General features: G+C 65.7%; 33 protein-coding genes and 2 tRNA genes. 15 read left to right on the top strand and 20 right to left on the bottom strand.

Features of this window, described 5'->3' with window-relative positions; genetic code table 11:
• Window positions 1-411 (bottom strand): DUF2306 domain-containing protein (locus tag P6F26_RS18550; protein WP_278030192.1); only part of this gene is annotated, 411 nt, incomplete at its 3' end.
• 34 nt (window positions 412-445) lie between these two features.
• On the bottom strand, window positions 446-1,066 hold the full coding sequence (locus P6F26_RS18545) for a class I SAM-dependent methyltransferase (protein WP_278030191.1): 621 nt from the start codon (window positions 1,064-1,066) through the stop codon (window positions 446-448).
• Between the two features lie 74 nt (window positions 1,067-1,140).
• Here P6F26_RS18545 and P6F26_RS18540 point away from each other — a divergent pair, with 74 nt between their 5' ends.
• The 6 genes from P6F26_RS18540 (at window position 1,141) to P6F26_RS18515 (ending at window position 5,139) form a co-directional block, all read left to right on the top strand.
• On the top strand, window positions 1,141-2,130 hold the full coding sequence (locus P6F26_RS18540; protein WP_430736764.1) for a LysR family transcriptional regulator: 990 nt from the start codon (window positions 1,141-1,143) through the stop codon (window positions 2,128-2,130).
• 184 nt (window positions 2,131-2,314) lie between these two features.
• Entirely contained in the window at window positions 2,315-2,527 is a 213-nt protein-coding gene (locus P6F26_RS18535; RefSeq protein ID WP_278030190.1) for a hypothetical protein, read from the top strand.
• Window positions 2,528-2,568: 41 nt separating this feature from the next.
• Window positions 2,569-3,057 carry an MATE family efflux transporter gene (locus P6F26_RS18530; protein WP_278030189.1) on the top strand — a complete coding sequence of 163 codons (489 nt, stop codon included), beginning with the start codon at window positions 2,569-2,571 and terminating at the stop codon, window positions 3,055-3,057.
• On the top strand, window positions 3,054-3,518 hold the full coding sequence (locus tag P6F26_RS18525) for a glyoxalase superfamily protein (RefSeq protein WP_278030188.1): 465 nt from the start codon (window positions 3,054-3,056) through the stop codon (window positions 3,516-3,518). Before P6F26_RS18530 ends, P6F26_RS18525 begins: the two co-directional genes overlap by 4 nt.
• Window positions 3,508-3,936, top strand: coding sequence for an ABA4-like family protein (locus tag P6F26_RS18520; RefSeq protein ID WP_278030187.1), 429 nt, complete (start codon window positions 3,508-3,510; stop codon window positions 3,934-3,936). The genes P6F26_RS18525 and P6F26_RS18520 overlap by 11 nt, the downstream gene beginning before the upstream one ends.
• A 573-nt stretch (window positions 3,937-4,509) precedes the next feature.
• Window positions 4,510-5,139, top strand: a complete 630-nt coding sequence (locus tag P6F26_RS18515; protein WP_278030186.1) for an outer membrane protein — start codon at window positions 4,510-4,512, stop codon at window positions 5,137-5,139.
• Window positions 5,140-5,827: 688 nt separating this feature from the next.
• On the opposite strand, the gene P6F26_RS18510 is transcribed toward P6F26_RS18515, so the two are convergent.
• Together P6F26_RS18510 and P6F26_RS19720 are read right to left on the bottom strand one after the other, a co-directional pair.
• Window positions 5,828-6,526, bottom strand: a complete 699-nt coding sequence (locus P6F26_RS18510; RefSeq protein ID WP_278030185.1) for a DUF4236 domain-containing protein — start codon at window positions 6,524-6,526, stop codon at window positions 5,828-5,830.
• Between the two features lie 103 nt (window positions 6,527-6,629).
• A complete protein-coding gene (locus P6F26_RS19720; RefSeq protein WP_430736765.1) occupies window positions 6,630-7,415 on the bottom strand; it encodes a thermonuclease family protein in 786 nt (261 codons plus the stop codon).
• Window positions 7,416-7,809: 394 nt separating this feature from the next.
• Here P6F26_RS19720 and P6F26_RS18505 point away from each other — a divergent pair, with 394 nt between their 5' ends.
• Together P6F26_RS18505 and P6F26_RS19715 are read left to right on the top strand one after the other, a co-directional pair.
• Complete coding sequence (locus tag P6F26_RS18505) at window positions 7,810-8,298, top strand: SRA domain-containing endonuclease (protein WP_278030184.1); 489 nt, start codon at window positions 7,810-7,812, stop codon at window positions 8,296-8,298.
• A 60-nt stretch (window positions 8,299-8,358) separates the two neighbouring features.
• Window positions 8,359-8,616 carry an HNH endonuclease gene (locus tag P6F26_RS19715; RefSeq protein ID WP_430736763.1) on the top strand — a complete coding sequence of 86 codons (258 nt, stop codon included), beginning with the start codon at window positions 8,359-8,361 and terminating at the stop codon, window positions 8,614-8,616.
• A 12-nt stretch (window positions 8,617-8,628) separates the two neighbouring features.
• On the opposite strand, the gene P6F26_RS18500 is transcribed toward P6F26_RS19715, so the two are convergent.
• Complete coding sequence (locus P6F26_RS18500; RefSeq protein WP_278030183.1) at window positions 8,629-10,008, bottom strand: RNA-dependent RNA polymerase family protein; 1,380 nt, start codon at window positions 10,006-10,008, stop codon at window positions 8,629-8,631.
• 154 nt (window positions 10,009-10,162) lie between these two features.
• Here P6F26_RS18500 and P6F26_RS18495 point away from each other — a divergent pair, with 154 nt between their 5' ends.
• Genes P6F26_RS18495 through P6F26_RS18485 form a run of 3 tightly spaced genes read left to right on the top strand, consistent with a single transcriptional unit; the run spans window position 10,163 to window position 11,976 of the window.
• Entirely contained in the window at window positions 10,163-10,612 is a 450-nt protein-coding gene (locus tag P6F26_RS18495) for a hypothetical protein (RefSeq protein ID WP_278030182.1), read from the top strand.
• 36 nt (window positions 10,613-10,648) lie between these two features.
• A complete protein-coding gene (locus tag P6F26_RS18490; RefSeq protein ID WP_278030181.1) occupies window positions 10,649-10,885 on the top strand; it encodes a hypothetical protein in 237 nt (78 codons plus the stop codon).
• Window positions 10,885-11,976, top strand: a complete 1,092-nt coding sequence (locus P6F26_RS18485) for a tyrosine-type recombinase/integrase (RefSeq protein ID WP_278030180.1) — start codon at window positions 10,885-10,887, stop codon at window positions 11,974-11,976. The genes P6F26_RS18490 and P6F26_RS18485 overlap by 1 nt, the downstream gene beginning before the upstream one ends.
• A 41-nt stretch (window positions 11,977-12,017) precedes the next feature.
• On the opposite strand, the gene P6F26_RS18480 is transcribed toward P6F26_RS18485, so the two are convergent.
• Window positions 12,018-12,092, bottom strand: a tRNA-Phe gene (locus P6F26_RS18480).
• 103 nt (window positions 12,093-12,195) lie between these two features.
• Window positions 12,196-12,378: a DNA gyrase inhibitor YacG gene (locus tag P6F26_RS18475; protein ID WP_278030179.1), complete on the bottom strand. Its 183-nt coding sequence runs from the start codon at window positions 12,376-12,378 to the stop codon at window positions 12,196-12,198.
• Between the two features lie 209 nt (window positions 12,379-12,587).
• On the opposite strand from P6F26_RS18475, the gene P6F26_RS18470 reads away from it, so the two are divergent.
• Complete coding sequence (locus P6F26_RS18470) at window positions 12,588-13,832, top strand: lytic murein transglycosylase (RefSeq protein WP_278030178.1); 1,245 nt, start codon at window positions 12,588-12,590, stop codon at window positions 13,830-13,832.
• On the opposite strand, the gene P6F26_RS18465 is transcribed toward P6F26_RS18470, so the two are convergent.
• The 9 genes from P6F26_RS18465 to hisD form a co-directional block, all read right to left on the bottom strand.
• Entirely contained in the window at window positions 13,829-14,881 is a 1,053-nt protein-coding gene (locus P6F26_RS18465; protein ID WP_278030177.1) for a ribonuclease E/G, read from the bottom strand. The two genes, P6F26_RS18470 and P6F26_RS18465, sit on opposite strands and share 4 nt — an antisense overlap.
• On the bottom strand, window positions 14,878-15,459 hold the full coding sequence (locus tag P6F26_RS18460) for a Maf family protein (RefSeq protein WP_278030176.1): 582 nt from the start codon (window positions 15,457-15,459) through the stop codon (window positions 14,878-14,880). The genes P6F26_RS18465 and P6F26_RS18460 overlap by 4 nt, the downstream gene beginning before the upstream one ends.
• A 3-nt stretch (window positions 15,460-15,462) precedes the next feature.
• Window positions 15,463-15,681 carry a translation initiation factor IF-1 gene (gene infA / locus P6F26_RS18455; RefSeq protein WP_011455993.1) on the bottom strand — a complete coding sequence of 73 codons (219 nt, stop codon included), beginning with the start codon at window positions 15,679-15,681 and terminating at the stop codon, window positions 15,463-15,465.
• 84 nt (window positions 15,682-15,765) lie between these two features.
• Window positions 15,766-16,665: a carbon-nitrogen hydrolase family protein gene (locus P6F26_RS18450; RefSeq protein WP_278030175.1), complete on the bottom strand. Its 900-nt coding sequence runs from the start codon at window positions 16,663-16,665 to the stop codon at window positions 15,766-15,768.
• Window positions 16,662-17,246, bottom strand: coding sequence for a GNAT family N-acetyltransferase (locus P6F26_RS18445; RefSeq protein WP_278030174.1), 585 nt, complete (start codon window positions 17,244-17,246; stop codon window positions 16,662-16,664). The genes P6F26_RS18450 and P6F26_RS18445 overlap by 4 nt, the downstream gene beginning before the upstream one ends.
• Complete coding sequence (locus P6F26_RS18440) at window positions 17,243-17,659, bottom strand: ketosteroid isomerase-related protein (protein WP_278030173.1); 417 nt, start codon at window positions 17,657-17,659, stop codon at window positions 17,243-17,245. The genes P6F26_RS18445 and P6F26_RS18440 overlap by 4 nt, the downstream gene beginning before the upstream one ends.
• Entirely contained in the window at window positions 17,656-18,129 is a 474-nt protein-coding gene (locus tag P6F26_RS18435; protein WP_278030172.1) for an arsenate-mycothiol transferase ArsC, read from the bottom strand. The genes P6F26_RS18440 and P6F26_RS18435 overlap by 4 nt, the downstream gene beginning before the upstream one ends.
• Window positions 18,130-18,137: 8 nt before the next feature.
• Window positions 18,138-18,620, bottom strand: a complete 483-nt coding sequence (locus P6F26_RS18430; RefSeq protein ID WP_278030171.1) for a UPF0262 family protein — start codon at window positions 18,618-18,620, stop codon at window positions 18,138-18,140.
• Between the two features lie 61 nt (window positions 18,621-18,681).
• Window positions 18,682-19,983: a histidinol dehydrogenase gene (gene hisD / locus P6F26_RS18425; RefSeq protein WP_278030170.1), complete on the bottom strand. Its 1,302-nt coding sequence runs from the start codon at window positions 19,981-19,983 to the stop codon at window positions 18,682-18,684.
• Window positions 19,984-20,177: 194 nt separating this feature from the next.
• Between hisD and P6F26_RS18420 the strand changes: the two genes are divergently transcribed.
• Window positions 20,178-20,594, top strand: a complete 417-nt coding sequence (locus P6F26_RS18420) for a c-type cytochrome (protein WP_278030169.1) — start codon at window positions 20,178-20,180, stop codon at window positions 20,592-20,594.
• A 45-nt stretch (window positions 20,595-20,639) separates the two neighbouring features.
• On the opposite strand, the gene P6F26_RS18415 is transcribed toward P6F26_RS18420, so the two are convergent.
• The 3 genes from P6F26_RS18415 to P6F26_RS18405 are packed head-to-tail and all read right to left on the bottom strand — an operon-like array spanning window position 20,640 to window position 22,548.
• Window positions 20,640-21,101: a DUF2948 family protein gene (locus P6F26_RS18415; protein WP_278030168.1), complete on the bottom strand. Its 462-nt coding sequence runs from the start codon at window positions 21,099-21,101 to the stop codon at window positions 20,640-20,642.
• Complete coding sequence (murA, locus tag P6F26_RS18410) at window positions 21,094-22,365, bottom strand: UDP-N-acetylglucosamine 1-carboxyvinyltransferase (RefSeq protein WP_278030167.1); 1,272 nt, start codon at window positions 22,363-22,365, stop codon at window positions 21,094-21,096. Before murA ends, P6F26_RS18415 begins: the two co-directional genes overlap by 8 nt.
• Window positions 22,366-22,407: 42 nt before the next feature.
• Complete coding sequence (locus P6F26_RS18405; RefSeq protein ID WP_278030166.1) at window positions 22,408-22,548, bottom strand: hypothetical protein; 141 nt, start codon at window positions 22,546-22,548, stop codon at window positions 22,408-22,410.
• Between the two features lie 92 nt (window positions 22,549-22,640).
• Between P6F26_RS18405 and P6F26_RS18400 the strand changes: the two genes are divergently transcribed.
• Both P6F26_RS18400 and P6F26_RS18395 read left to right on the top strand, forming a co-directional pair.
• A tRNA-Thr gene (locus tag P6F26_RS18400) sits at window positions 22,641-22,715 on the top strand.
• Window positions 22,716-23,255: 540 nt separating this feature from the next.
• Window positions 23,256-24,104 (top strand): DUF305 domain-containing protein, encoded by an 849-nt coding sequence (locus tag P6F26_RS18395; RefSeq protein WP_278030165.1) that lies wholly within the window; start codon window positions 23,256-23,258, stop codon window positions 24,102-24,104.
• Between the two features lie 24 nt (window positions 24,105-24,128).
• On the opposite strand, the gene P6F26_RS18390 is transcribed toward P6F26_RS18395, so the two are convergent.
• The coding region (locus tag P6F26_RS18390) for a TonB family protein (protein ID WP_278030164.1) at window positions 24,129-24,404 on the bottom strand (276 nt) is incomplete at its 5' end.

Below are 24,404 nucleotides of genomic sequence, written 5' to 3'. Positions count from 1 at the left end.
GGCCCACACGATGAAGACAACCATCGCGAGGCTGAGCGTGACACGGGCCCAGTATAGCAACGGTCCCTGCAAGGCATCAGGAAAGGTGTAGAACAACGTCATCCAGAACCCGGTGAGCGCGCTGACACATCCTGCCGCTGCCACGATCCGCCCGAGGGCCCGGTGCAGAGCCGGACGTTCGCGCCGCAGGCTCGGCAGGAACTGTACGGCGCCTACGAGGCAGAAGATCGAACTGCCAAGGATGTGCAGGGCGATCGGCAAGGGATCGATCACCGCGCGTGGGTTCGGCGGGATGATCATGGGGCCGCCGAGAAGCTCGGGCAACCGGAGCAGGCCGAACACGGCAGGGATGAAGGAGTAAAGCAAGATCAGGGCGAGGAATGCCCATTCGTGACGACTGAGGGAGGTCATGCTTGGGTCTTTCAGAAGGGCGGTTATGACGGCGTCAGGAGAACCTGCGCGCGACGATGATCGGGCTCATGCGTTTCTTGTTCAGATGCAACGTGCGCTCGACCGAGAAACCTGCGTCCTCGAGATGTCGGACAAGGTCCGCCTCGCTCATCGGCGTCACGCGCGGCGCGATGCGCAGCGCTGTCAGCGTGGGGATCATCGCGCGGATCGGCCAGGCGGCGGCCTTCGTACACACTGTCTTTGAAAGGAACAGACCGTCCGGTTTCAACTGTGCGACGACGGCTGCCAGAACCCCCGGCACGTCCTCCACAAGGTGCAGCAGGCTGAAGGCGAGGACCGCGTCGAAGGGTGCCCTTGCAACCTGATCGGCCGCATCCGCGTGGCGAAAGGTGACGTTCGCTGGCGCGCTTGGGCCGAGCTTCGCATCGGCGATGCCTATCATGGCGCTCGAGCCGTCGGTCGCGGTGTAATGGGCGACGTTGGGCGCAAGTCGCAGGGCGGTTGTGCCCGTTCCGCAGCCGATCTCGAGCACGCGATCGCCGGGCTTCAGGAGCGCCGCGGCGAGCGCGAGCTTTTCCTCGTAGGCATCGGGGTCGTCCACGGGCTTGCGGGCGTATTTGGGCGCGATGCGGTCCCAGAAGAGTTGAGTGGCCATGGGTCGATCCGTCGAAGAGCTTGTTTTCAGATGGACGGGGCGGCGCGCCGAAGCTTTCGGCGGTTCGCATCCCGGTGTCGGGAGCGGTATCGCCATGCGTGTGCGATTGGTCGATTGCCGAAATCCGTCCATCTGCTATACGCTGGTATATGAACTGGCAGGCCATCTCCTTCGACTGGAACCAGGTGCGCGCCTTTCTCGCGACGGCAGAGGAAGGCTCGTTCAGCGGCGCGGCGCGGGTTCTGAAGACGACCCAGCCGACCGTCGGGCGGCAGATCGGCGGTCTCGAACAGGCGCTTGGCGTGACCCTTGTTGAACGCAGCGTCCGGGGGCTCACCCTCACCGAAGCGGGGCGCGACCTGCTCGACCACGTCCGCGCGATGGGCGAGGCGGCAACGCTGGTCTCGATGGTCGCCGACGGCGTGTCTCAGGACGCCTCCGGCGAGGTCACGGTCACGGGGACCGACCTCTTGTCCGCCGTGGTGCTTCCAAGTGTCTTGAGACCTTTGCGGGAGGCTGCGCCGGGCGTCCGGGTCCGCATCCTCGCGTCGAGCGAGATGGAGAACCTGACGCAGCGCGACGCCGACATCGCGATCCGCCATGTCCGGCCGGAACAACCGGATCTGATCGCACGGCATCTAGGGGATTTCCGCGCCAACCTTTATGCCGCATCGGAATACCTCGACAGGGCGGGCCGCCCGCGCACGGCGCGCGACATCGCCGACCATGATTTCGTCGGCAACGCCGATCCGGACCGCCTGATGGCCCCGCTGCACAACATGGGCGTCCCCGTCCGCCCCGAGAGCTTCGTCATGTCGAGCGCGAACGGCATCGTTGCCTGGGAGCTGCTGAAGGCAGGCTACGGGGTCTCCATGTTTCCTGAAGCGCTCGCCGACGCCGAGCCCGGACTGGAGAAAGTCCTGCCCGGTTTCCCTTCCCTCGAGTTCCCGATCTGGCTCGTCACGCACCGGGAATTGCAGACCAGCCGCCGCATCCGGGTGGTCTTCGACTTGCTGGCGCGTGGGCTTGCCGAGCGCGTGGGGCGAAAGAGCCATCCCGCTTGACAAGCCTGCGAAGGCCCATCTATGGGGCGCCAAGGCAACAGACGCCTGCCGCCCGCCGACATCCTGTCACGGTGAAGTTCTGTATCAGACACGATCTTCGTCATCCTCGGCACCTGTCGCGCGGATGGTAATGCGGGCCCCCTCCTGTCCTTGCGCGACCTCACGCCGGAAGGAAAACGGGGTCATGTCGTCCCAGACCAATTCATTTCTTATTGGGCCGCTCGGCCCGATCTACGCGCGTACCGCGCTCCCCATCATCTTCGTCATGGGCACGAACGGCGCGCTCGCCGTGGTCGATGCCCTGTTCCTCGGGCATTTCGCGGGACCGCAGGCGCTGGCCGCCGTCACGCTGATGTTCCCGCTCTACATGCTGATCGTGGCGCTGGCGACGCGCTGATCACCTTTGCCTTCCTGCCGCTCCTTGGTCTCGCCCATGCGATGCAGACGATCACGGGCAACAACTACGGCGCGGGCGCCTTCCGACGCAGCGACGCGAGCCTTCGGACGGGCGTCATCGCGGCGTTCGGCTATTGCGTGCCGCTGCAGATCGGCATGACTGTGTTCGCAGCGCCGATCGGTGCGGCCTTCGTCTCGGACACGGTCGTTATTGGAGAGGTCGCGCGCATCTTGCCGATGATCTCGGCGGGCTTCTTCGCCGCCGGGCCGCTGATGATGATCGCCATGCATTTCCAGGCCATCGGCGATTCGGGCCGCGCGGCGATCCTGGGACTGTCCAAGCCCTATCTCTTCGCAATTCCGCTGACGTTCGCCCTGGCGGGATTGGTGGGTGAGAAGGGCATCTGGCTGGCCGCGCCGGTCGCGGAGGTTCTGCTTCTCGGGCTGACCGGCCTCGTCCTGGCGCAAGTAGCCCGAACGCAATCCCTGCGCTGGGGTCTCTTCACCACGACTGTGGAGGTGCGGGCATGACACGCGACTTGCCGACGATCCCGGAGGCGAAGCAGGAAGCAAGACACCTGCGTGCCGCCCTCGCCGAACGGGGCGAGGCGATCAGCCACGCGCAGGCGCTGGAACGGGTCGCGCAACGGCACGGCCACCGCGACTGGAACGCGTTTCACGCCGCGTTGCGCGACCGGCCGCCGCAAGGCTGGGAGGTCGGCGGGCGGGTGACCGGGCGCTACCTGTCGCAGCCCTTCGCCGCGACGGTGCTTGCGGCAGACCAACTGCGACGCGGCTGGTTCCGGCTGGTGCTCGACCTGGACGCGGCGGTGGACGTGGTCCGCTTCGACAGCTTTTCGAACCTGCGCAAGCGGATCCGGGTCGAGGTCGGCCCAGAAGGTCACTCGAAGGAGCGGACATCGGATGGCACACCGCATGTCCTGCTGGATCTCACGCAACCGGGTTCCGAGAGGACATCCCATGAACCATGAGTTGGTCTTCTCGCTTGCCGGGCTGATGGCGATGGCCGGCTGGGCCGCGCTTTTGCTGTCTCCGCTCATTCCGGTCTGGTCGGACCGGATCGCGGGTCTCGTCGTCCCTGCTGCGCTGTCCGTCGGCTACGTCGTCATCCTTCTCGCCTTTGCCACCCCGGCTGGCGGCTTCGGGAGCTTCGCGGAGGTGAGCGCGCTCTTCTCGCACGGCGATGCCCTGATGGCGGGATGGATCCATTTCCTGGCCTTCGACCTTCTGATCGGCGCGTGGATCTGCCGGCGGGGGCGGCAGGAGGGTCAGCCGTTCTGGTCGGTCGCGCCGTGCCTGCCCGTGACCTTCCTGTTCGGGCCGGCGGGGTTCCTCCTGTTCCAGCTCGTCCGGGCCGGTCACGGCTTGGCGTTCGCCCGTCATCCATGACATCCGTCACCGCGCCCGGACCGTCGCCCCGATTGTGTGTGACGGTCCGCCCGGTCGTCTGCTCGGGGCGTCAGCGAGGCGCCGAAGTCGCGTCCCGCCGTGTGATCTTGAGCAGACTGATCCCCCTGCCGCACCGCCGCAAGGCGGCTTCGAGCCCGAAGTGGACAAAGAAATCGCTTGCATCCTGTGCTCCAGCGGAAGTTTGTATGGGCGGATAGCCCGAGTGTCGGGGCCCGTAAACGTTTCTTTGAGTTAGAATGAGCTGCGTGATTCAAGCTCCCCGTCATGCGGACATGAGTGGGCCCTATCGGATGACGAAAGTACAGAAGGAGTGGTCGGTCTGATTTGTGTCCCCTAAACGGTGAGCCGTTCAATTCCATTCTTCCGGGAAGGCCGTGGTCGCGATCTCTTTTCAGCCATAACCAATGATCGCAAAGCTGCATCGAGAAATGATGTCGCGATGCAACACTCCGACGAACCTTAGAGCACCTTTAGTTCTGGAGCCTGTTCTGCTGCACATTCTCGAACTATACCAAAATCCAATATCGAAACTGTTCTTGCATGGAGCTCACCATGAAATATGTCGCAAGAGCTGCCGCTTCATCGCTGATGGGCGCTCTTTTCGCCACCTCCGTGCTTGCTGGTGGGGTGGCCGAGCCGGTCGTCGTTGAGCCTGCGGTCGTCCCTGTGGCGCCAGTGGTGGAGCCGGACTGGACTGGGTTCTATGCTGGTGTGCAGTTGGACTTCCTGCATGGAGAAGATCAGGGTTTCCGGAATACGGCCGACTTCGACGGCATGCCCTACGGCGTATTTGGTGGTTACCGATATGATTTTGGAAACATTGTTGCGGGTGTCGAGTTTGACTACATGCATGGTTCTGGCGATTTCGACATCGACGGTGGCCCGACGCTCGGCCTCGAATACAACTACCTCACGCGCCTGGGTGTGGAAGTGGGTTATGATGCAGGGGCAGCCCTGATCTACGCAACGGCTGGACACGCGATGCTCGACGTGACCCTAGACGGAGATGTTGATGCCGATGGCAATGGTCACTTCTACGGCATCGGCATGGACTACCGTGTTACGGACAATGTGACTGTCGGCGGCGAAGTCCTTCATCACGCTTTCGATGATTTTGGAGACTTCGAAGGCAATGACTTCAAGGTAACGACTGTAGGCGTGAACGTAGCCTATTCGTTCTGAGGGGGCTTTCCCCGTGACCTGACCTCAGACTGGACAGGCGGTTCGCCGCCTTTCCATAAACCAAGGTATTCTCGCTGACCTCGTAGCTGACCGCTCTCTCACTTGAGAGCGGTCGTTTTCTTGGGCCGTCGTGTGAGGGAGCGGGTGCGCCTGTTTACATCGACTGCGACGACGGCCATCACCACCGACCAAAGCGCCCGCAAGCAACGCCCCATGTTGCGTCGTTGATCCGGAAAATCGATTTGTCCGCCGACTGGATGAAACAGGAAGCGGTTCGCGAGGCACCTGCGGCAGATGCAGGTATTCGAGAAGGCGAATTTAGCTTCGGCTAGATCAATGGCCGGTTAGTCCGCACTGCTGACCTTGGGCTGCCAGACCATGCTGCAAGTGGCCACGAATGATTGGTTCGCGGTAGCTGCGCTGCAGCGATGGGCCGGCCCTCGAGCGGCAGGTCAGGGCCGGAAGCAGAACGCGTTCTGACGACCGCTTGGTCCGCACTCCGGTCATCCCTGGTTCTGGTTGCCCACGACGGCTCCGGAAAAAGGGCGGACGTTCATCGAGTTCGTGGTTGTCGAGAACTCGAAACTCAAGGTGGCGAACGGACTACCAGGTGGAGTCGTTTGGCGGTTGATTTGTAGGACCTACTTGAAGGCCGCTCCCACCCTGTCGGGGCGGCACTGACTTCAGGTCATAAACCCGACCGGTTCCGCGACGGCCATAGCGAAAGGAGCAATATTGCCAGCAGTGCCATGGCGGGCAAAACACCTACAATGATCAACGTTGACACCGCACCACCCCATCCAGGGGCCCCAATGTCTCTGAAACGTTGGATCATTAAGGCCGCTTGTGCAGCCAAAAGGAAGGCCGTTCCTGCTAGCATAAGGAACAGCCTCCAACCCTGCAGCGTGCCGAGTTCGGCCTGTCCAACTGGCACAACCGCGATCGCCATGATCATTAGACCGACGATCCAGACGGCGATGCTCCCCAGCACGAAGCTGACACGGCGTCGGCGAACGCCCCGGGAGAACCATCCCTTCAGTGCACTGGGGGCATCATTCACCGCAACTGGACGCTCGGTCTTGTTAAGAACGTCGGTGTCGATCTCTCCAACCTTGACCGCACGCTGTTTTCCGACGGGCGAATGCAGCTCGTCTGGCATCCCTTGCTTCAGCTTCTTCTGTGATCGAGCCTTTGTTTCGGCAGGCTGGTCTAGCCGGGCTCGATAGGATAATCCGGTTCCCGGAATTCCCGCAGTGCCGTAGATACCACGCTTGCTGACGTTCACGGATGCGCCGCGTCGACCAATCGTAGTGCTGAACCCTGACTTAGAAACATTGAGCCGGACTCCCGGCATGATCCGAATGCTTCTTCTGAAACGCCAGCCCAAGAGAACCTCCGCGCCAAGCAACGGCATCGCAAAAGCCGATGCTATATCCGAGTCCTATGGAATACTGGCAAAAGTGGGACGCATTCGGGCTCAGGGTTTGAAATCAGCCGCACCAGTTTCCAGGCGGTGGTGGACAGCTGTAGCGACCGCATTGGTAGCGTGCGGCCAAACCCTCCGAAATCAGTACATCCCCAACGTCACGGTCATCAACGTAAAGGCTTCCGCATAGCCGGCCGAAGTTGCACTCGTCTGTGCCCTCTGTTCCTGGCCGACAGGCACATGCGACGCGCTCGAAGCTAACCTGCTCCGCCGTGTTGAGAAGCTGCTGAAGGCGCGCCGTTGCTTGGTCGCCGAGCTGCAATTCCCGATTGCAGGAAGGGCTAAACTTCTCTGGGGTGTTGAAGCCGACGAGGCGGATGCGTTGCGGGATGCCGCTGACATACACGGTGTCGCCATCCACTACCCGCACATCACCGGCTGCGATGATCCTGGCAGGCTCCGCAGATAAGGATGTTGCCACGGACGAACCACCCAACGGAGAGCTTGAGCCGCTGCGCTGGCCCTCGGTTCCTCCGAACAGCCCAAGCAGCGCAAGTATGCCTCCAATGGCAAGGTAGGCGGCGAGCCGGCGAGTTCCTCTGTCGACCCGACGGGCTACCCACGACCTTCTGTTGGTCCGGTATCCATAGCGCCTTGGTGATGAAACTCGGCCCGGCGAATGACTTGATGGGTTTGATCGAAGAGGTTGCCTCGCCCCGCTCGCTCCCGCAACGGAACCTCTAGCGGAGCGGGCACTCGGCCGAGAGTTGCCTGTCAGCTGGAGTAGCTTTGTGTACTGCTTATCCGTCAGCCGCGTTTTGACTCCCGTGCGATCGAGGCGCGCGCGCATATCCGTCAGGAACTGCTTTTCCCAGTCGTTGAGAGCGCTAGAGATCAGTGCGCGATCAATGCCAAGCCTGATCTGTTGAAGCTGCTCGGGAGAGAATGGCATGAGCTACCTTCATCTTTTCTGCGTCTGCCGAAGCCTTTCGCATCCTGCCGCCCAAATGGGTCAGAATCTTGAGGATTTCGGGCCATCTCGGGCGTGCGTAACCGCGACCCTCTGACGGTCCCAAAGAATAGCGGTGAACGAAACGCATCGCATCTCTCTATCATGTTGAAATCGCTGCACCCTGGTCCTTTACTGATCCCAAGAAGATTCAAGGAAATCCGAGAGCGATGAGCTGTGCTGCTGCCACGCGTCGTGCCCTGCGTTGGGCGCTCGATCTGAAGGGAATAGTCTAATGGCCTGGGGCTTCGAGGTTGGTCGCACTTACAATCGGCGTCGAGACATCCACGAGCGCTTTGATGGGCAACGCCAGGGCGGCATCATCACTCCCTCTAACCACAACCTCATCATCGTCATAACAGGTGATGCGGGGACCGCGCACGGATATGGCGATCGCCAACGACCGGATGGCGTCTTCGAGTACTTTGGCGAGGGCCAGCGCGGTGACATGGAGATGGCGCGCGGCAACAGGCACATCCGGGACCACGTCGAGAATGGTCGCGATCTGCTCCTCTTCAGCAAGACCAAGGAAGGTCTGCGGTTTGAGGGCGCCTACGTCTGCGAGGGGCATCACACGGAAGAAGCGCCTGACACGGACGGCAACGCTCGTTCCGCCATCGTCTTCGAGCTCAGGCCGCTCAGCGCCCTCACAGAGGCCGCAGAGGCCGACGACAGCGCTCCCCCTAGCGAACCCCTAGCAGAGCTGCGGAGACGGGCGCTATAGGCTGCCAGAGCCGCTCCTGGGCGCTCAGAGCGGAAGGCCAGCCTTTTCGAGCGGAGTAGGGTGGTCCGCGACTACGTGCTCGCCCGAGCAGAAGGGCAGTGTGAGCACTGCAACGAGCCCGCGCCGTTCACGACACCGCATGGCCGGCCATATCTGGAAGCGCACCATATCCGGCGCATGACTGATGGCGGCCCCGATGACCCACGGTTCGTGATCGCGCTCTGTCCTAACTGCCACCGCCGCGCGCACTTTGGACATGACGCGACGGAGCTGAATGAGGACATGCTTCGCCACGTGGCCGCCGTCGAGAGGGAATAGACTGGATTCTCCTCAGTATGCCGCGACCTGAGAGGTGGGATAATACTTGATTTTAGTCGAAGCGTCGGCCGCCGCTTTCAGTTCCGTCGGTGTAAACTGAAAGGTGTGCGCCAACGCGTCGATCTTATATCGTACATCCCCCTTGATCATCGGGATGTCGGTGCACACCGCGTGCGCTGCAAGCCAGCCATTGGCATAGCTGCGGAGCCGAAGAAAACTCTGGATGCCTTGAAGCCTTAAGACCTGGTCCTTCAATTGCTTCGCAGCAAAGAGTTCTGCGGCGATGGCCTGCGACTGGATCCAGAAGAACCCTTCGAACTCCTGTAGGCTCTCCTTGGTCGGCTCCACATTGATGCCGGTCTTCGTCTGGGTGATCTCACACCCAAGCATGCGGAAACCAGCTTCGATGGGTTGGATGACGCCATGCTGCGCCTTTCCATGATGGGTAAGGAATGCCCCGCCCGGCAGCGCAGCGATTGCCGCGCGCAGGGCTTCAAGTGCGGACGCCAGAGCCTCAGCGCTCTTGCCGAACAGAAACATGTTGTCGGCATAGTTGATCAGGGCGACGTCTTCTGCCGTGATCAAGTTGAGATGGCTGACGCTCCACTCGGCCACGACCGTTGAAGCTGCACTGCCCTGCGGGATGCCGAGCGAGGCTTGATGAAGGATGTTCTCCCTATATACAGGGGGGATTGCTGATGCGTCTCTGTTTGCTGATGATGCCATCACGATTTCTCGTATCGCCCCTTTGGGGAGTGGCAAGGTGCTCATCAACGATTGCATGGTAAAGGCCTGGTAGTGGCCTGTGATGTCTAACTCACTAACCCATGAGTAACCCTCCTCTGTGATGAGCCTGAGCGCCTCCTGTATGGCTGCATGGACGCCCGGGCGGGTGAATTGAAACGGGGCAGGGCTGTAGGCCATGCCAAGCAACGCGACGATCATGCCTTGCGCTCCGCGCGCCACCGGACCGAAACTCTGAATGGTGCGCCACCCGACTCCTGATGACTTAGGTATCCGGGAGAGGCGGACCGGCTCATCTAGTTTCAGCAGGATGTGGTACTTCTCCGAAGCCTCGATGATCTGCCGAAGTGAGAGGCGCTGCCGGAGCTCGCGACACCCGTTGACCTCAAGCATCTTGGCCTGCAGGCACCGTAGTGAGCTGAGGTAGTTGTATCTTGCTTTAGGGCCCTTCTTTGGGTCGGTGAACTCAAGTTCACAGCGATCCAGAAGCTTGTTCTCCGCCTTCCGTGCGGCGGCGAGGAGCTTCCTATCAGCGTCGAGCTTCGCTTCCTCACCTGAGTACACAGGCACGTGCTGGTGGAAGCATTTGATGTACTGCTTCGGACCCTCGAGGGACTTGGCCATCGCCGTCATGTCAATACAGCCCATGTGCATCTATTCCAGTATCTGTCGTGATCATGGAGGAGAGCCTCTGTAGCGTCTGTGGCCTCCATCCCTCCCTCAACAAGACACGGGCACAATAACCTATTGCCTAACTACATAGGTTGTCCTATGGTCCAACGCAATAGGTGGAGGTAATCCGATGGCCGTTTCGATCTTGTATCCAAGCTCCACCGCTTGTCAGGCGGCGGGTATTGACAAGCAGCGGTTCAATGAAGCGGTTGCGGCGGGCCGCTATCCCTGTGCGCCAGCTGTTCGGAAGGGCGGCACCCGAACCTTCAGGCGGGACGACATTGTCGCGCTGTTCGTTTTTGCGCGCCTAATCGAACAAGACATTCCGGCGCGAGTGGCAGGTGAAATCGCGTGTGCCCTTAGGACGAAACTAGATGCGTTCCCGAACGCCAGGGAATTGAAAGTTCCGCGGTACAGCGAGCAAGGGAAAACACCAATAGTTCAAGAAACCGGGACCTCGCCTCCGGAGTATGAAGAGCATTCTGTACTTGTCCAAATGGCCTTCGACGTAGCTGGCATCCGAAATGAAATCGGGCGCAGGCTTAAGAACGAAGCCGGAACGACGAAACAAGATGATTGACCGGAGTTAATCAGAACTCAGAATTTGGGCACCCTGATGGGCAACGCAAACCTCAACATCTGCGTCATCGAAAAGCGGATGCTTAGTCAGTCTGAGGCGGCGGACTACACGGGCCTGCCTGTCAAGCACTTCAAGGCAGCCTGCCCGGTGCAGCCGGTAGAGATGCGCCCCGGTACGATCCTTTGGGACAAGCGCGACCTGGACAAGTGGATTGATGCTTTAAAGGAAGGGGCTGAGATGGCGACGCAAGACGCCATTATTGGCAAGCTGTAGTGACGCGGATCAGGATAAAGGGCTTCAAGATATTCGATGATCGGCATGGGAAACCGCGCTGCTATCATCGCGCCACGGGCCACAAGATCGACCTGGCGAAGACCCCGCTAGGATCGGCTGAGTTTTTCGCTGAATGCGCCCGCATTGCGGCGATTGCCGAGGCCAGGAAGGCGCAAGCCCCAAAGCCGGGAACACTTGGCGGGCTGATCAATGTTTATTTCCAGACTGAGCACTTTGGTAATCTGGCGAACGCCACCAAGCGCGACTATCGCAAGTGTGCTGACTTCTTGCACCCAATCCGCGACACGCCCGTTTCGATGATCACTACGCCCCTTGTGGCAGGCATACATGACAAGGCGGCAGGCAAGATCGGATGGCGTCGGGCAAATATGGTCCGCACCTTCTTGAGCCAAGTTTTTCGCTACGCCATTCCGCGCGGCCTGATTGACCGGGACTACGCGGCAGGAGTCATTCCCAAGCCGCGCCCGAAAGATCGCCCCTATGCCAACCGGCCTTGGACGGTCGAGGAGCGCACCATTGTGCTGGATCGGGCCTTGCCCCACGTCCGCGTAGCGCTCGCACTGATAATGAACACCGGCCTTGACCCCTCCGACGCGCTCAAGCTGACCCGTCGCCAGATCGACGGGAACACGATCTGGGGCGTCCGAGGGAAAACAGGGCACGAGGTCGCAATTCCCATCGGCCCAACGCTGCAAACGGCTCTCGACGTGGCACCGGCCCACGACGCGATGACGATCCTTGCTACGTCAACCGGGAAGCCTTGGACCTACAACGGCTTTTCGACGGTCTGGCACCGCTTCAAGAAGAAGCTGGAAGCTGAAGGCGTTGTGCAAACGGGCCTGACGCTCAAGGGGCTGCGGCATACGGTGGCCACGACGCTACGCGAGGCGGGGCTTGAGGAACGCCAAATTGCAGACCTCCTAGGCCAGAAAACCCCGTCGATGGCTCGCCACTACTCCCGCTCCGCGAACCTTGCAGATCGCAATCGGCTTACGATGGAAACACTGGAAAAGGAGAACGAACGCCGATCAAAAGTTGTCAAACCCTTCAATAAATCTGTCAAACCCTGAGCTACTCAAGAATAATAATTCAGTAATTTCAAGCGTTTGTATGGTGCCCGGGGGCGGAATCGAACCACCGACACGAGGATTTTCAATCCACTGCTCTACCCCTGAGCTACCCGGGCAACGGGCCGTTCGATCTTGCGATCGGGGGCGTATTCGCGGCGTTCTAGGGCCTTCGCGACAGGCTGTCCATAGCCCTTCCGCAATTTTCGCGAAGGCCTGGGCTCAGTGTCTTGTGGGCCGGGCTTCGGCGAGGGCGGCGTCGACCTCTTCGGCATCCTCCGGGTCCTCGGAGGGGACCGCGTAGCTGCCGTTCAGCCACCGCGCGAGGTCGACATCCGCGCAGCGGCGCGAGCAGAAGGGACGGTATTGCGCGACGGCGGACTTGGAGCAGATCGGGCAGGCCATGGAGGTCCTCGGTGCTGGTGGAGACCGTCAAACTCGCATGTCGGGCGCAGCGGCCGCAACCCCTTCGGCCCGCGGCGGCCCGGCCTTCGGGGCACAAGCGCAGTCGCGCGCGCGCCTTGCGCGGCACACCGCGTGGAGGCCGGCAAGACTGGTGACGGCGTCCGCAGCCTTGTGATAGGCCGGGCCCCACGAACCATGGAGAGGCCGGCATGGGCATCACGCGCAGAACCGCACTGACCCTGGCCGCGGCCAGCGCCGCGCAGGCCTGTATGCCCGTGATCGGCCCTCGCCCGGCCTCGAACGGCGACCCCGGCGCGGGGTTCCGGCCGCAGCCCAATCCCGCATACGACGCCTGGGTCGCGGCCTTCCGCGAGCGCGCCATGGCACGCGGCATCTCCGCAGACACGCTCGCGCGGGGCTTCGCCGGACAGGGTTTCCTTCCCGGCGTGATCGAGCGCGACCGCAACCAGACCGAGTTCCGCCGCACGACCGAGGACTACCTCGCCCTCGTCGCCTCCGACGAAGACGTCGCGCTTGGCCGGGCACGGGTCGGGCCGGTGCGCGGGACGCTTGGCGAGATCGAGGCGTCGACCGGCGTATCCGGCGACATCGTGGCCGCGATCTGGGGCGTCGAGACGCGGTTCGGCACGCAGCGCGGCGAGATCCCGGTGATCTCCGCCACCTCGACGCTGGCATGGGAGGGGCGGCGCGGGCGCTTCTTCGAGGCGCAGCTTCTGGCCGCGCTCGGCATCGTTCAGTCTGGCGACATCGCGCCCCGGCGCATGACGGGCTCGTGGGCCGGGGCGATGGGTCACACGCAGTTCATGCCCGAGACCTACCAGGCCTACGCCGTGGACTTCAGGGGCGACGGGCGGCGCGACATCTGGAGCGAGGACCCCACCGACGCGCTGGCCTCCACGGCGAACTACCTCGTGCAGCGCGGCTGGCGGCGCGGCGCGCCCTGGGGGATGGAGGTGATCCTTCCCGAGGGCTTCGACACGGGCCTGGCGGGGCGAGACACCCGGCGCGCGGTGTCGGCATGGCGCGCGGCTGGCGTGCGGCCGGCCTCGGGCGGGGTCCTGCCCGATCACGGACCTGCCGCGATCCATGCGCCCGCGGGCGCGAACGGGCCCGCATGGATCCTCTTTCCCAACTTCGACGTGATCCTGCGCTACAATCCGTCGACGAACTACGGGATCGGAGTGGGCTACATGGCCTCGCGGCTGGCGGGCGGGGGCCCCCTCGCCCGGTCCTTCGGGCCGGACGCGACCGGCCTCACGCAGGACGAGCGGCGCGAGCTGCAACGGCGGCTGTCGGCGGCAGGCTTCGATGCGGGAACGGCCGACGGCGTGATCGGGCGCAGGACCGAAGCCGCGATCCGGGATTTCCAGCGGGCGCGCGGGCTGGGCGTCACTGGCACGCCCTCGCCCGACCTGCTCGCGCGCCTTCCCTAGGCTCCCTCGGGCCAGAGCGCGGCAAGAGGCAAGCGGTCGCGCTTCTTCTGGATCTCGAAATGGCCGAGCGGTGTCCATCCCGCCAGCACGACATCGGCGCCGTCCTGACGGAACGCGCGGGCCAACGCCTGTTCGAAGCCCAGACGCTCCTTCTTGGGCATCGGCGCGAGGTCCAGGGTGATCTGCCCGCCAAGCCCGCGCAGGCGCAGTTGCCGGGGCAGCTCGCGCACGAGCGCGAGGTTCGCCTTCAGCCCCGCCGCCAGCGACGTGTCCGCGCCCGTGTTCACGTCGACGGCCACAAGGGCCCGCGTCGGCTCCACGAAAGCGCGCGCTCCGCCCGACAGCGCGACGGCGGGCGACAGGACGGCGTCGATTGCCTCGAGGACGCCGTGATCGGCAAAGCAGCCCTCGGCCTCGATCACCTCGTCGGGGTCGGGGTCGGACCAGTCGCGCCAGGCCAGCAGGTGCGCGTCCGGCGCATCGACCAGCAGTTCCGGCCCGCCCGACGCGTCCGCCATCACCGCCGCGGCGAGGTCGCGCATCGCGGCGACGTCTTCGGCCAGCGCCACTTCATCGACGCCCTCGGCGGCGCTCCTGAGGATCAGGCCGTGGTCCTCGGCGGCCCCCGCCATGACCTCGTGCGCGGCCTCCAGCAGGCGGTCGCGCTCGGCCTCGTCGCGGATGCGGCGCGAGACGTTGAGGCCCGGCGCGCCCGGCGTGACGATGGCGTAGCGGCTCTTGAACAGGGGTTTGGGCGTCACCGGAACGGCCTTGCCCGGCTCGGCCGCGGCCGAGACCTGCACGATCATCTTCTCGCCCGGCGCGATGCCCTTGGCGTTGCGCAGGTAGCCCTTCGCGCCATGCCCGAGCGTCAGGGTCACGCCGCCCTGCCCCTTCAGCGGACGGTCCGCGACGGCGCGGTGCACGGCGCCGGGCAGCGGCGTGTCGCCCGGATCGTCGATCACGATGTCCTCGAGGCGGCCATCGACCATCAGCGCCGCCGCCTTCTGGCCCGCCACCACGTCGAGAAGGACGACACGCCCCTTCATGCCGCGCTCCAGACCGGCAGGCCCGCCGCAGACAGAAGCGACGCCGTCTCGGCCAGGGGCAGGCCCACGATGGCGCTGTGGCTGCCCGAGATCCACGGGATGAACGCCCCCGCGGGCCCCTGGATGGAATAGCCGCCGGCCTTCCCTTTCCAGTCGCCGGTGGCGATGTAGCCGCGCAATTCGTCCGCTGCGAGAACCTTCATGCGGACCCTGCTTTCCACCACGCGCTCGCGGATCTTCGCGCCACGCCTGACGGCCACGGCGGTGAAGACACGGTGCCGCCGGCCCGACAGCATGGCGAGGAAGGCCTCGGCCTCGGCCGCGTCGGCGGGCTTTCCCATGATCCGGCGGCCCATCGCCACCGTCGTGTCGGCGCACAGCACGATGTCGTCCGGCCCGGCCTCGACAGCGGCGACCTTCTCGGCCGCGATCCGCGCGCAGTAGGGGCGCGGAAGCTCGGCCTTGCGGGGCGTCTCGTCGATGTCGGGCGGGCAGACCGCGTCGGGCACGATGCCGAGCACGGCCAGAAGCTCCAGCCGCCTCGGGCTGCCGGAGCCGAGAATGAGCCGAGGGGGCACGTTCTACTTGAAACGGTAGTTGATGCGCCCCTTGGTCAGGTCGTAGGGCGTCATTTCCACCTGAACCTTGTCGCCGGCCAGGACACGGATGCGGTTCTTGCGCATCTTTCCTGCCGTGTGCGCGATGATCTCATGGCCGTTTTCAAGCTCGACCCTGAACGTCGCGTTCGGCAGGAGTTCCTTCACGACGCCAGGAAATTCGAGCATTTCTTCCTTGGCCATGGTCACTCCATATTGATCGCGCCACACGAGCCCGAAGTCCGGGGGGCGCAGGTGGAGGCTAAATGCGCCCCGTCTCCACGCTTTTCAAGGCAAATCTGCCGTTTCATCCGAAACCGTCGCGCGGACGGCGCTTTCCGGCCAGTGCGCGTGATTGAACACGGCCCCCTCGCGGCGGACGCGGGCGACGGCCTCGGGGTCGATGTCGGCAAGAACCCAGCCCGGGGCACCGAGCGCGCCCTCGGCCACGACGCCGGTGGCGGGAAAGCCGAGGTCCGCAGGCCCGTAGACCGCCGCCGCGCCCACGTTCTCGTCCACGGCGGGCGACCAGGCGGCGGCGCCGACGGTCGGCGACTGCACGGTGACGCATTGCCCCTCGAGCGCGCGGGCCATCGCGCCCACCCTGACACGCCAGTAGCCCGCGAGCGTGTCGGTGCAGGACGGCACGAGGATGATCCCGGCCCCCGCCTCGACCAGCGCGCGGCCAAGCAGCGGAAACTCGGCATCGTAGCAGATCAGCACGCCGATCCGCCCGAGCGCGGTGTCGAAGACGCGCAAGGGCCCACCGGGCACGACGTTCCACGCCTCGCGCTCGAAGCGGGTCATGACCTGCTTGTCCTGGTGCCCGACAAGGCCCCGGGGTCCATACAAAGACGCACGGTTGACCGGCCGCGCGCGCCCGGCGACATCGGCGTCGAAGACCGGCCCCGAGGGCGCGAGGATGTGAACGCCGAACTCGCGCGCGAGCTCCGCGGTCAGGTCGTTCGCGCGCTCGGTCCAGCGCGCGGCCGCGTGCAGACTGCGCTCCAGATCGGCAGCCGCCGCCGCCCCGTCCAGCGTGGCCAGCTCCATCCGCCCGTATTCGGGAAAGACGAGCAGCTCCGCCCCCTGCCCCGCGGCCTCCGCGACCCAGTCGCGCGTCTTGGCCGCGCAGGCCGCCCAGGTGTCGAGGACACTCAACGGATATGCCGCCGCCGCGATCCTCACAGGGACCTCGTCCAGAACTGGAGCGGTTTCGCCGTCTCCTCCGCCGCGCCGATGTCGCGCCAGCGGAAACTTGCGACCGCGCCCTTAAGCGGCGCGTAGCCGCGACCCCGCCAGAAGGCGTCGAGACTGCGCGCGCCGGAGGGCCGTAAGGGATGGTCCGCGGGCCGGACCACGCCGCAGAAGGCCATGCGGGAAAAGCCCAGCCGCCGCGCATGGGCCTCGCGCCGGTCGAAGAAGGCATGGCCAGCCCCCTGCCCCCGGAACTCGGGGAGCAGGACCGACTCCGCGCAGTAGAAGACGTCGCGCATGTCGATGCCCGTGCCCTCGAAGGCGGCGGCGAAGTCGTCGGCGTGATCGATCAGCGGCATTCCCGTGGCCGCGCCGACCATCCGGCCGCCGTCGAAGGCGGCGACGACGATGCCCTCGCCCCGTGCGTAGCGCGACAGGTAGCGCCGCTCGTAGGCGTGATCGCCGTCATAAAGGTAGGGCCAGTCGCGGAAGACCTCGATCCGGAGCCGGGCGAGGTCGTCCACGACCTCCGCGATCGCGCGGCCGGCAAAGTCCCGGAACGCAAGCGTCATGCCGAGACCTGACGCACCCAGTCGGCGAGATTGTAGTAGGTCACGACGCGGGCGATGCGCCCGTCCTCGATGCCGAAGAAGCCGCCGGCCGGCAGGACGTATCTCTGGCCGCGCGCCTCGGGCAGGCCCTCGTCGGTGGCGAGATACCGGCCGTTGACGGTGAACTCGGCCGCGGCGCGGCTGCCATCGGGGCTTGCCATCACCACGATGTCGGTCAGGCGCTCTTCGTAGCAGCGGTTCATGTGGGCGCAGAACGCGGCGAAGGCCGCGGTCCCGGTCCGAACGCCGCCCTCGTTCACATGATGCGCGACGTCGGGCGAAAGACAGGCGAGCATCGCCTCGACGTCGCCCTCGTTGAAGGCCGCGTAATACCGCGAGACCACGTCCCGCGCCCTGTCCATCGCATCGCTCATGCGCCTTGCCCCTGCTCGGTTGACGGCGGACCGAAACGGTCGGTCATCCGCTTGATGATCTGGTCGCGCGCCTGCCGGTAGGCGGCGAGCTTGGCCTCGCGCGTGTCGCCGAGGCCGGTGGGATCGAGGATCGGCCAGTATTCGACGTCGAGGTGGGAATGGCGCGTCAGGTCCAGCGCGCGGCGCTGGCTGGCCGGCGAGAGCGCGACGATCAGGTCGAAGCCCGAGATGTCGTCGCCCCATTCCTGCATCTCGTCGAAGCTGCGCACGCGGTGGCGCTCCAGCGCGACGCCCATCTCGGCGCAGACCGCGACCGCGAAGCCGTCGATCTCCAGCTCGTTCTTGACGCCGGCCGACTGGACGTAGGCGCGGTGGCCGTAGAACTTCTTCATCAGCCCTTCCGCCATCGGCGAACGGGTCGAGTTGTGGTCGCAGCAGAACAGGACGGATTGGGGAAAGTCCCGCGCCACGATGCCGCTCAGCCCCCGAAATGCAGGACGCAGATCAGCGTGAACAGGCGCCGCGCCGTGTCCCTGTCGACCACCGCCTTGCCCTCGAGCCGTTCCTCGAGGATGCGCGCGCCCTCGTCGTGGATGCCGCGCCTCGCCATGTCGATGGCCTCGATCTGGCTGGGGGGAAGGCGTTTCACGGCATTGTAGTAGCTTTCGCAGATCTGCCAGTAATCCTTCACCACCTGCCGGAACGGGCTGAGCGAAAGGTGGAACTCGGCCGCCTTGCGCCCGTCCTCGGTGTCCACGTCGAAGACCAGCCGCTTCTCGCGGATCGCCAGCGTCAGGCGATAGGGCCCCTCGGGCACCTCGCGCCCCTCGCGCGCGGGAAGGACGAACGAATTCTGCTCCAGCAGATCGAAGACGGCGACCTTGCGTTCCTGCTCGATCTCGGGTGTCGGCGCAGGCATTCCGTCGGTGTCTATGTCGATGTGACAGATATGCATGGTCATCACATCCCCCTCTGACGCCCCCGAAAGGGGGGCCTTGCCGCCAAGCCTTGCCCGATCCGGGCTAGCGGTTCAACTTGTCAAGCCGCGCCCGGACCGACAGGCCGTGGGCCTCGAGGCTTTCGGAGCGCGCGAGCGTCTCGGCGGCCGGGCCGATCGCCCGAAGCGCCTCGGGCGTCATCCGCGCAAGCGTCGTGCGCTTCATGAAGTCGAGGACCGAAAGCCCTGACGAAAACCGCGACGAGCGCGCGGTGGGAAGGACATGGTTCGGCCCGCCGACGTAGTCGCCGATGGCCTCCGGCGTCCACTGGCCGAGGAACACCGCGCCCGCGTGGGTGATCCGCTCCAGGAGAGCCTCGGGGTCGGCCACGCAAAGCTCGAGGTGTTCGGGCGCGATACGGTCGGACAGGGCGGCAGCCTCGTCGAGGTCGCGCACCGTGACGACGGCGCCGTAGCCCGCCCAGGAGGGCCCGGCGATGTGACGACGCTCCAGCGTCTCGAGACACCTGTCCACGGCCTCGGCCACCGCCTTGCCGAACGCCGCGTCGTTGGTGATCAGGATCGACTGCGCGTTCTCGTCATGCTCGGCCTGGCTGAGGAGGTCGAGGGCGATCCAGTCGGGGTCGTTGTCGGCATCCGCGATCACGAGGATTTCGGAGGGACCCGCGATCATGTCGATGCCGACCTTGCCGAAGACGCGCCGTTTCGCGGCGGCGACGTAGGCGTTGCCGGGGCCGGTGATCTTGTCAACCGGCGTGACGGTCCGCGTGCCGTAGGCCATCGCCGCCACGGCCTGCGCGCCACCGATGCGGTAGACGGTATCGACGCCCGAAAGCCGCGCGGCCAGCAGCACGAGAGGGTTCGCCACCCCGTCGGGGGTCGGCGCGCAGATCACCAGTCGCTGCACGCCCGCGACCTGTGCCGGGATCGCGTTCATCAGGACGCTCGAGGGATAGGACGCAAGCCCGCCCGGCACATAGAGCCCAGCCGCCGAAACCGGCGTCCAGCGCCAGCCCAGCGTGGCCCCCTCGGGATCGGTCCAGCGCGCGTCCCCGGGGAGCTGGCGGACATGGTAGGCGCGGATGCGCTCTGCCGCGGCCTCCAGCGCGTCGCGCTCGGCTGCGGGGACGGTCGCGATCGCCGCGTCGATCTCCTCGCGCGTGAAGGCCATCGTGGCGGGCGTCAGCGACAGCCGGTCGAAGCGCTCGGTCAGCTCGATCACCGCCGCATCGCCCCGCGCGCGCACGTCCGCGATGATCGCGGCCACGGTGTCGTCGACCTCGGGTGCGTCCTCGCGCTTCATCTCGAGAAGCGCCGCGAAGCGCGCCTCGAAATCCGCCTCCCGGCTGTCGAGAAATACCGGCATCGTCCCTGTCCTCGCATCACGCAGCATTGGCGCCCCCCTCTAGCGCCGATCCGCCGCCGGGTGAAGCGCCCATACGTCGCCGCTTGATCCACGTTATTGGGAACAATTGACCCTGATAATATCATCGGTGCTGCAAGCGCCTACGGGTGCGGGCGACCACGACAGACAGACTGCTCGCGAAGGAGGAGGACAGCATGACACGGATCTTGAGGGGAGTGACCGTCCTGGCGACGTTTCTCGCCGGCACGGCCGCAGCGTCCGCGCAAAGCGCCGGCGCCCAGGAATACATGAATTACTGCGCTTCGTGCCACGGGGAAAGCGCCATGGGCGACGGGCCGATCGCGCCCCTGCTGACAGTCGACGTGCCCGATCTCACGAAGATCTCCGAGCGCAACGACGGCGAATTCCCGCTCCTGCACGTGATCCAGGTGATCGACGGGCGCACGGGCATCCGCGGCCACGGATTTCCGATGCCGGTCTGGGGCAGCCGCTTCGCCGCCGAGGCGCAGGCCGAGGCGCCTCCGGGCGCGGGGCCGCATTACGAGAACGAGCTGTTGGTCCGGGGCCGCATCCTCGCGCTCGCCCTTTACCTTGAGTCCATCCAGGAATGACCCGCCCCGACCGAGGGCGATGACCGCCCGGGCCCGGGCCGCCCCTCAGTCAGGGTGGCCCGGCGCCTTGCCCGACGGGGCGACATAGGGCCTGGTGACGTCCCTGAGCGTGACTTCCAACGCCTCGACCTCGACGGCGACGGCGCCGTCTCCCGCAAGCACGAGCGTGACGCGGCCCGTGCCGTCCTCGCCTGCCTCCCACTCCAGCGTCAGAAGCGACAGGACGAGGTCCGTGTCGCCGCGCGCGATCCCCTGGCTCGCCACGCGGGTGACGTCCTCGATCACGAGGATCGAGCGCACGCGCTCGGGCGTGGTTCCGCCAACCTCCCAGCGAAAGCGGTTCAGAAGCAGGGCGAAGCGCCGGCGCTTGCGGTCCCACGACATCTCCGAGGCGGGGAAGACCGCGTCCTGCACCAGCGCCGCGATCACCTTGAGGTCCTCGCCGTCTAGCGCCCTGAGCGCGACCGGCCCCTCGCCCGCATCCTCGAAACGCGCATCCTCAGTCATGGCCGCTCACCCGTTCGATCCGTGCGCCCACCGCCGACAGCTTCTCCTCGACGCGCTCGTAGCCGCGATCGAGATGATAGACGCGGCTGACCACCGTCTCTCCCTCGGCGGCGAGGCCCGCAAGGATCAGGCTGACCGAGGCGCGCAGGTCCGTCGCCATCACCGGCGCGCCCTTCAGCCGCTCGACGCCCGTCACGCGGGCGGTGCCGCCATGCACGTCGATAAGCGCGCCCATGCGCATGAGTTCCGGCGCGTGCATGAAACGGTTCTCGAAGATCCTTTCCTCCAGCACGCTGACCCCGTCGGCGAAGCACATCAGCGCCATCATCTGCGCCTGAAGGTCGGTCGGGAAGCCCGGGAAAGGCGCCGTCACGACGTCCACGGCACCGACGCGCCCGTTCCGGCGCGACACGGTCAGGCCCGATGGCGTTTCGGTGATCGAGACGCCGGCGGCGTCCAGACGCTCGGCGAAGGCCTCGACAAGCGACAACTGCCCGCCCAGAAGCTCGATCGATCCCCCCGCGATGGCGGGCGCGAGCATGTAGGTTCCAAGCTCGATACGGTCGACCACGACGGCGTGCGTCGCGCCATGCAGGCGGTCCACGCCCTCGATGGTGATCTCGCCCGTGCCCTCGCCCTCGATCCGTGCGCCCATCGCCCTGAGGCAAAGCGCAAGGTCGACGATTTCGGGCTCGCGCGCGGCGTTCTTCAGGACCGTCGTGCCCTTGGCGAGCGTGGCGGCCATCAGCGCGTTCTCGGTCGCGCCCACGGACACCAGCGGGAACTCGAAGACCGCGCCCCTGAGGCCGGATTTCGCCTCGGCATGGACGTAGCCGTCGCGCAGGTCGAGGTCCGCGCCCATCGCCTCGAGCGCCTTGAGGTGCAGGTCCACGGGCCGCGCGCCGATCGCGCATCCCCCCGGAAGCGACACGACGGCCCGCCCCTCGCGCGCCAGCATCGGGCCGAGCACGAGGATCGAGGCGCGCATCTTGCGGACGATGTCGTAATCGGCGGTGTGACTGTCGAGCCCGTGCGAGGACATCGCCAGCACGCGCCCCTCGTTCAGGGACGACACCTCGGCGCCCAGCGACTGCAGCAGCGTCGACATGGTGCGTATGTCGGACAGGCGCGGCGCATTGGTCAGCGTGAGCGGCTCGTCGCTGAGAAGCGTCGCGGGCATCAGCGTGAGGCACGCGTTCTTGGCGCCCGCGATCGGGACCTGCCCCGAGAGCGGCCCGTTGCCCGTGACGACGATCCTGTCCATGCTGTCTGCCCCTGCCTGTGGCGCGGCGCGTTCGGAGGGGTCTCAGCCCCCGTCCTTGGCCGCGCGTTTTCTCGCCTGCGCCTTGCGCTTGGCCATGTTCGCCTTGAGCGCGGCCTTCAGCCGCGCCTCTCGCTCGGATTTCCCCGCCGGTTTCGGCGTCTTCGCTTGCGCCTTGTCGGTCATGTCCGCCCTCTTACAGTGCACCGCCCGAGGCGTCCAGATTGCGCTTGCGTCGTGCAGGGATTGCGACTAATCCACCGCCGACACGAGGGCAGGCCGCAGTAGCTCAGTGGTAGAGCGCACCCTTGGTAAGGGTGAGGTCGGGAGTTCAATCCTCCCCTGCGGCACCATTTACCCCTGAACATCAATGCCTCCCGCCCGATCCCTGCGTCGTCGCCAGGGACCGGACCCTTGCGGTCCTGGCCGTGCCGGCATGCGCCGGGTCGGCCCAGGCGTGCCCGAGCGCGCCTCGCGGCGCCGCGCGGGCGCTGCCGCCGGTCGCGGACCCGGACGCGGAACCGGACCCGGACCCGGAATCGACGCTGAACGACACCGCGTCGGAACGGGCCAAGCGCACAGGATGCGCCGGACGGCCGGGGGCCTTCGCGGCGGCGCGGACCGGCCGGCCGCGTGCCCGCGCGCAAGCGTCAGGGCGGACGCGGAGACCGGCGTCCTTCCCGGCAAGCAGGCACACCCGCACGGCTCCGACGCGTCTCGGCGACCCGGCCCGGCGCGATGTGGCACCGACGATCCCGGTCCGGCTTCGTGCCCCGCCCTCCTTCGCGCAATGGGGCCCGTCAAGGAACACGCGCCCCCGCGACCGGGTTGATCCTTCCGACGCGGAGCTTCCGCCACACGCGCGGAAGCCCCATGACGAAAGGAGCGATACGATGTCCTACTGGCGGTTCGGTGCGATGATCCTGACCTCGACGGTCGTGATGTTCGGGCTGATGTACCTCAACACCTACGCGCTCGAGCATCTCTTCTGGAGCGAGACGCGCCTCTACATGGCCATCCTGATGGGGGCCGCGATGGCGTTCGTCATGCTGGGATACATGCTGTCGATGTATTCCAGCCGGGCCGTCAACGCCGCGATCTTCGCGGGCGCGGTCGTCGTGTTCGCGGCCGCCCTCTGGCTCGTGCGTAGCCAGGAGACCGTGCAGGACCGTTCGTTCATGTCCGCGATGATCCCGCACCATTCGATCGCCATCATGACGGCGTCCCGCTCGGAGTTGAGCGACGCGCGCGTCGAGAAGCTCGCGCGCGAGATCGTGCTGGCCCAGAACCGCGAGATCTCCGAAATGCGCTACCTTCTGGCCGACATCGGCCGCAACGGCGAGACGGGGCAGATCTACGAGGATCCGCCGGCACGCGTCGGAACCCTTCAGGAGGCGCTCGACAACCTGCTCTACGCAAGGCTCGATCCCGCGCCCATCGGCCTCGACGACCTGCCCACGGATGCCGAAACGGGCGCGGTCGACTGCGGCTTCCGCCGCGTGCGCGCCGAGGATCCGGTGCTCTGGACCAACGAGGACGGTGCGCTGATGAACCTCAACGGCGTGCTCGTGCCGCTGGAACGGCAGGAGGCGCAGGGCGCCCGCGTCTGGGGCGCCGAAGGCGTCACGATGACGGTGCGCGAGGCGGCAGACGCCGACTGGCGCGGCGACGCCGAGCTGATCTTCGCGCTGGAGGACCGGCTTGCCGTGGGCTACCGGGGCTTCTTCGACTGCGACGTCTGACGGAGGGGCCGTCCGGTCCGGGCCTCAGCGGCCCCGGACGGTGACGCTGTAGCTCAACTGCGCGCCCGGCGGCGGGTCGGGGAATGGCACGGCGCGCCTGAGATGTTCGAGCGCGAGCCCGTCAAACTCGGCACTCCCCGACGATCGCGCCACGCCAAGCGCCGCAAGCCCGCCGCCAGGGCCGACCGTGAAGGCGATCACCGCCGCACCGTCGAAGCGGGCGCTCGGCCGGCGCAGCCGCGACAGATGCCGGTTCACCGCTTGCGGATACCGCGCGGCGGCACGTCCCGCGCTGGCGCT

It is taken from the genome of Roseicyclus salinarum (genome assembly GCF_029624655.1).
In the GTDB taxonomy this organism is placed as follows: Bacteria; Pseudomonadota; Alphaproteobacteria; order Rhodobacterales; family Rhodobacteraceae; genus Roseibacterium; species Roseibacterium salinarum.
Note: the sequence above shows the minus strand (reverse complement) of the source record. Positions and strands in the feature narration are given on the sequence as shown.